Here is a 5,481-nt window from a genome sequence, read left to right as displayed (position 1 = left end):
GCCCACCCCCACCGCGCCGGCCCCGCTGAGCGCCGAGGACGGCAAGCTGGTCGTCCTGGCCCGGGGAGCCCGTGGTCGGGTCGGTGCCGTCGAAGGCGCCGCGGTCCGGGACCAGGACGGCCGGACGTACGCGGCGGCCAGCGTCGCGCTGCCCTCGTTGACTCTCACGGCGTTGCAGTTGGCGGTGGCCTCGGCCGTGGCGGCCGGGGCGAGCCGGCTGGAGGCGGCGGTGGTGGTGACCGAGGCGTCGACGCTGGACGGCGCCGGGCACGCCGCGGTGCGCGACCTCGCCGTGGACGCGCCGATCCACGTGGCGGCGCCGAACGGCACCGTGCTCGGCACGGTGACGCAGTGAGCCCCGTCCAGGACCCGGACGGCCGCCCGTACCGGGCCGGGTTCGGCTGCTTCGTCGGCCGGCCCAACGCCGGCAAGTCCACGCTGACCAACGCCATCATCGGCACCAAGATCGCGATCACCTCGAACAAGCCGCAGACCACCCGGCACGTCATCCGGGCCGTGCTGCACCGGCCGGAATCGCAGCTGGTCCTGGTCGACACGCCGGGCCTGCACCGCCCCCGTACGCTGCTCGGCGAGCGCCTCAACGACCTGGTCCGGTCGACCTGGACCGAGGTCGACGTGATCGGCCTGTGCATCCCGGCCAACGAACCGGTCGGGCGGGGCGACAAGTTCATCACCGGTGAGCTGGCCGGGCTGAAGGCGACCGTGCTGGCGGTGGTCACCAAGACCGACCTGGTCGACAAGCGTCGCCTGGCGGAGCAGTTGCTCGCGGTGAGCCGGATGGGGGAGTTCGCCGAGATCGTGCCGGTGAGCGCGGTCTCCGGGCACCAGGTGGACACACTGGTCGACGTGATGACCAGCTACCTGCCGTCGTCACCGCAGCTCTACCCGGACGACATGCTGACCGACGATCCCGAGCAGGTGCTGGTCGCGGAGCTGATCCGCGAGGCCGCCCTGGAGGGGGTCCGTGACGAGCTGCCGCACTCCATCGCCGTGGTGGTGGAGGAGATGATCCCCGAGGGTCAGGTCATGAAGATCTACGCCGACCTGTACGTGGAACGGCCCAGTCAGAAGGCCATCGTTCTCGGTCACAAGGCGAGCCGGCTCAAGGAGGTCGGCACCACCGCCCGCCGGCAGATCGAGGAGCTGCTCGGCGGTCGGGTCTACCTGGACCTGCACGTACGGGTGGCGAAGGACTGGCAGCGCGATCCGAGGCAGCTGCGCAAGCTGGGCTTCTGACCGACCCCGCCGGTCCGGCCGGGCATCCGGTCGGACCGGGAGGGTGATCATCTTCGGTCGGGTCGAGGGGCAATGTCACGTTTGGTCGGGGTGCCGGCCGTTTGGCGCCGCGGCCGCGAAGGGTAGGGGAGGTACGCCCGGCGTCCCCGACCCAGATGCAGGCTGATGCGCAACAGATACCTCGATCTGCTCCGTTTCCTCGCCATCGTCCGGGTGGTCGTCTACCACGTCACCGGGTGGGCGACCCTCACTCTCGTCTTCCCGGCCATGTCGGTGATGTTCGCGCTGGCCGGCTCGCTGATGGCCGCCTCGTTGACCCGCTCCGGACCGGCGGCGGTCGGCCGCCGGCTGCGCCGGTTGCTGCCGTCGCTGTGGGTGTTGGCGGTGATCTTCGTACCGGCCATGCTGTTCACCGGGCTACCGGTGTCGCCCCGGCTGCTGCTGTGGCTGTTCCCGATCGCCGATCCACCGGCGAACCACTGGGGCGCGCTGGCGCTGAGCGTCATCTGGTACCTGCGCGACTACCTCTGGTTCGTACTCGCCTCGCCGGTCGCGTTCTGGCTGTTCCGGCGCGCCCCGCTGCCCACCCTGCTCGCCCCGTACCTCCTGCTGGTGGCTGTCGAGGCGGGGATCTACCCGGCGCCGCCGGTGCTGCGCGAGTTCGGGCTCTACTTCGGCGCGTGGCTCCTCGGCTTCGCCCACCACGCCGGGATGCTGCGCCGCCTCGCCGGCCGGGTGCTCTATCCGCTGGCGCTGGCGCTCGCGGTGGGCGGCGGGGCCTGGATCATGACGCATCCGGGCCCACGGGGGTACGACCTCAACGACAACCATCTGGGCAACGCCCTCTGGTCGGCGGCGTTCATCCTGATCGTCCTGGGTCGTGCGCCGGAGGGGATCGCCTGGCTGGGGCGTACCCGGCTGGCCGACCGGGCGGTGACCGTGGTCAACCGGCGCGCGCTCACGGTCTACCTCTGGCACATGCCCTTCGTGGTGGCGCTCACCCCGCTGGTGGACGTGGTCGGCTGGTCCCACCAGGATCCGCTCGGGTTGGCCGTCCGGGTGCTGCTGGTCTTCGTGCTGGTGGGGCTGGTCACCCTGGCCGTCGGCTGGGTCGAGGATCTCGCCGCCCGGCGACCGCCGGAGCTGGTGCCCGGCGGCCGGTCGCACCCCGCCGGATCGACAACTCGCGCCGGCGACCCGGCGGTCCGGTCCGGCGCCGACCCGGCGGTCCGGTCCGGCGCCGGGCCGGCGGGGGAGAACGTCGGACGGGCGGTGGTGCCGGCGCAGCGCGTGGCCGAAGAGGTGGCCCCGGTCGAGGTCAGCGCTGGCTGATCGTGACGTTGCCGCTGCCGGCCGAACCGTCGAGCACCAGGGACGCCGCCGGGTTGTCGGCGACGCTGACGTTCTCGTCGCCGGAACCGGCGTTGGACCGGACCCGGTAGCTGCCCGACGGCACCAGCAGCGTGACGTCCCCGCTGGAGGCGTGTGCGCGGGCGGAGGCGGGCTTGTCCAGCTCGACGGTGACATTGCCGGAGCTGGCCTCGGCGTCGACGGTGCCGCCCAGCCGGCGCGCCGTGATGTCCCCGGACGAGGCGCGCAGCCGTACCGCCGCACTGGTCTCACTCACGTCGATGTTGCCCGAACGGGTCTCCACCTCGAGCGCGCCGGAGGCGTCGGCGACCCGCACATCGCCCGAGCCCAACCGCAGCTCCACCGTGCCGACCCGGCTCAGCTCGATGTTGCCGGACCCGACCTCGCCCTGCACGGCCACACCCTCCGGCACGGTCACCTCGTACGAGATGCTGCACCGCGAGCCGCAGTCGGTGTCCAGCACCAGCTCGCTGCCCTCGATCTCGTACCGGGCGTTGTCCGGCTCGCCGCCCTGGTAGCGCACCACCCGCTTGATCCGCGCCTCCCCGGCGGGGCCGGTGCCCCGGACCACCACATCGCCCGATCCGCCCTGCACCCGGATCCCGGTGATCTTCACCGTCTCGGTGTTGTCGTAGTCGAGTCGGCGGAACGACAGGTTGTCGCACCCGGCGAGCAGGATGAGCGCGGTGGTCAGCCCCAGCGCGACCGGGGCGGCGGCGCGACGGCGGAGGTCAGCGGTGGTCTGGTGCAGTGCCATGGCGAGCACGCTACGGCCGGTCACGGGCCCGCCGCATCGGGGTTCCTCCGCGCATCCACCCCGAGCCGACCCTGATTTCACACCCCGAGGGAGAATGGTCCGATGGCCGGGTACCGCCGACAGCTCTACCGCGACGACGCGGTGGTGCTGCGCGTGCAGAAGCTCGGCGAGTCCGACCGGATCATCACACTGCTGACGCGCCGGCACGGCCGGCTGCGCGCGGTGGCCCGGGGGATCCGGCGCACCACCAGCAAGTTCGGTGCCCGGCTGGAGCCGTTCGGCCACGTCGACCTCCAGCTCGCCGGTGACCCGAAGGGCAACCTGGGCAGCTCGCTGCACACCGTCAGCCAGGTCGAGGGCATCGACCTGTACGGCAAGCGGTTCCTCGGGGACTATCCCCGCTACACGGCGGCCAGCGCGATCGCCGAGACCGCCGAGCGGCTGACCCCGGTGGAGCGGGAGCCGTCGCTGCGGCTGTTCCAGCTCACCGTGGGCGCGCTGAAGGCGCTGTCCCGCGGCGAGCACGCCACCACCCTGGTGCTCGACGCGTACCTGCTGCGCGGGATGGCCCTCGCGGGCTGGGCGCCGGCGCTGACCGCGTGCGCGGTCTGCGGCACACCGGGGCGGCACCGGGCGTTCTCCGTGCCGGCCGGCGGCGCGGTCTGTCCGGATTGTCGGCCGCCCGGCGCGGCCCATCCCGCGCCGGCCACCATCGACCTGATGTCCGCGCTGACCACCGGCGACTGGGTACTCGCCGACGCCACCGAGTCCGGCGTACGCCGGGAGTGCAGTGGGCTGGTAGCGGCTCACCTGCAGTGGCACCTGGAACGCGCGCTACGCTCGCTGCCGCTGGTCGACCGGGGTCCCTCGGCGGCCGGCGCGGTCCCGCCGTCGGGCGACGCCGGGGCCGCGATGCTCCGGCCGCACGGCGACGTGGAGGCCGGGGCGGACGGTGCGAGCAGGGAGAGAGCCGAGTGATCCGATCGATGAGGGCCGGCCGGCGTGAGCCGATGCCGCCGACACCGCACCCGTCGGGCGCCCGGCCGCCGGCGCTGCCCACCGAGGCGGTGCCGAAGCACGTCGCCGTGGTGATGGACGGCAACGGTCGGTGGGCCAAGGAACGCGGCCTGCCCCGCACCAAGGGTCACGAGGCGGGGGAGCACAGCCTCTTCGACACCATCGAGGGCGCCATCGAGATGGGCATCCCCTACCTGTCGGCGTACGCGTTCTCCACCGAGAACTGGCGGCGCTCACCCGACGAGGTGCGGTTCCTGATGGGGTTCAACCGGGACGTCATCCGCCGCCGCCGTGACCAGTTGGTCGACCTCGGCGTACGGGTGGTCTGGTCGGGCCGGCCCGGGCGGTTGTGGAAGAGCGTCATCTCCGAGTTGCAGACCGCCGAGGAGATGTCCCGCGGCAACTCGACACTGACCCTCCAGTTCTGCGTCAACTACGGCGGTCAGGCGGAGATCGGCGACGCCGCCGCCGCGATCGCCCGGGACGTGGCGGCCGGCCGGCTGGACCCGGCGAAGGTCACCGAGAAGACCGTGGCGAAGTACCTCTACCACCCGGAGATTCCGGAGGTGGACCTGTTCCTGCGCCCGTCGGGCGAGGAGCGGATCTCCAACTTCCTGCTCTGGCAGACCGCGTACGCCGAGCTGGTCTTCCTGGACACGCTCTGGCCGGATTTCGACCGCCGTCACCTCTGGTACGCGTGCGAGCTGTACGCCCAGCGCGACCGGCGGTTCGGTGGCGCGCTGCCCAACCCGGTCGCCCCGGTGGGCTGAGGCGAGGCTTACCGGCACGTCACGCTGGGTATCACCCCTCTCAGGAGCCACTGACGGAGGTGAACCCACATGATCCAGAAGCGCATCGCACAGTGGGCGGTGATGGCGATCGCGGTGCCGCTGGCCGCGGCCGGCGCCCGCCGACTCAGCCACACCCTGGAGGCCCGGCGTGGTCCCTCCGGGGCGACCCGACTGCTGACCCGGGGCGCGGACCTGATCCGCCCCCAAAAGGCCAAGCGCCGCCGATTCTGGTAGCACCCCAACCCCTCCCGGCGCCGCCCGCACACCAGTGCGGGCGGCGCCCCCGTT

General features: G+C 72.5%; 7 protein-coding genes. 6 read left to right on the top strand and 1 reads right to left on the bottom strand.

Going from position 1 to position 5,481, the window contains the following annotated elements:
* Positions 1 to 25: 25 nt before the first annotated feature.
* From EAD98_RS19190 to EAD98_RS19180, 3 genes are all read left to right on the top strand, one after another.
* Positions 26 to 355 (top strand): cytidine deaminase, encoded by a 330-nt coding sequence (locus EAD98_RS19190; RefSeq protein ID WP_121655427.1) that lies wholly within the window; start codon positions 26 to 28, stop codon positions 353 to 355.
* Complete coding sequence (era, locus tag EAD98_RS19185; RefSeq protein WP_121655425.1) at positions 352 to 1,257, top strand: GTPase Era; 906 nt, start codon at positions 352 to 354, stop codon at positions 1,255 to 1,257. Before EAD98_RS19190 ends, era begins: the two co-directional genes overlap by 4 nt.
* 165 nt (positions 1,258 to 1,422) lie before the next feature.
* On the top strand, positions 1,423 to 2,589 hold the full coding sequence (locus EAD98_RS19180; protein WP_121655424.1) for an acyltransferase: 1,167 nt from the start codon (positions 1,423 to 1,425) through the stop codon (positions 2,587 to 2,589).
* Here the strand turns inward: EAD98_RS19180 and EAD98_RS19175 are convergent.
* Positions 2,576 to 3,385, bottom strand: coding sequence for a DUF4097 family beta strand repeat-containing protein (locus EAD98_RS19175; protein WP_121655426.1), 810 nt, complete (start codon positions 3,383 to 3,385; stop codon positions 2,576 to 2,578). The two genes, EAD98_RS19180 and EAD98_RS19175, sit on opposite strands and share 14 nt — an antisense overlap.
* Before the next feature lie 102 nt (positions 3,386 to 3,487).
* On the opposite strand from EAD98_RS19175, the gene recO reads away from it, so the two are divergent.
* From recO to EAD98_RS19160, 3 genes are all read left to right on the top strand, one after another.
* Positions 3,488 to 4,363 carry a DNA repair protein RecO gene (gene recO, locus EAD98_RS19170; protein ID WP_121655423.1) on the top strand — a complete coding sequence of 292 codons (876 nt, stop codon included), beginning with the start codon at positions 3,488 to 3,490 and terminating at the stop codon, positions 4,361 to 4,363.
* Between the two features lie 32 nt (positions 4,364 to 4,395).
* Positions 4,396 to 5,172, top strand: coding sequence for an isoprenyl transferase (locus EAD98_RS19165; protein ID WP_121655422.1), 777 nt, complete (start codon positions 4,396 to 4,398; stop codon positions 5,170 to 5,172).
* Positions 5,173 to 5,241: 69 nt separating this feature from the next.
* Positions 5,242 to 5,427, top strand: a complete 186-nt coding sequence (locus EAD98_RS19160; RefSeq protein ID WP_121655421.1) for a hypothetical protein — start codon at positions 5,242 to 5,244, stop codon at positions 5,425 to 5,427.
* Positions 5,428 to 5,481: the final 54 nt, after the last annotated feature.

Source organism: Micromonospora sp. CV4, from assembly GCF_003667455.1.
Lineage (GTDB): Bacteria > Actinomycetota > Actinomycetes > Mycobacteriales > Micromonosporaceae > Micromonospora.
This window is presented reverse-complemented; position numbering and strand designations above follow the sequence as displayed.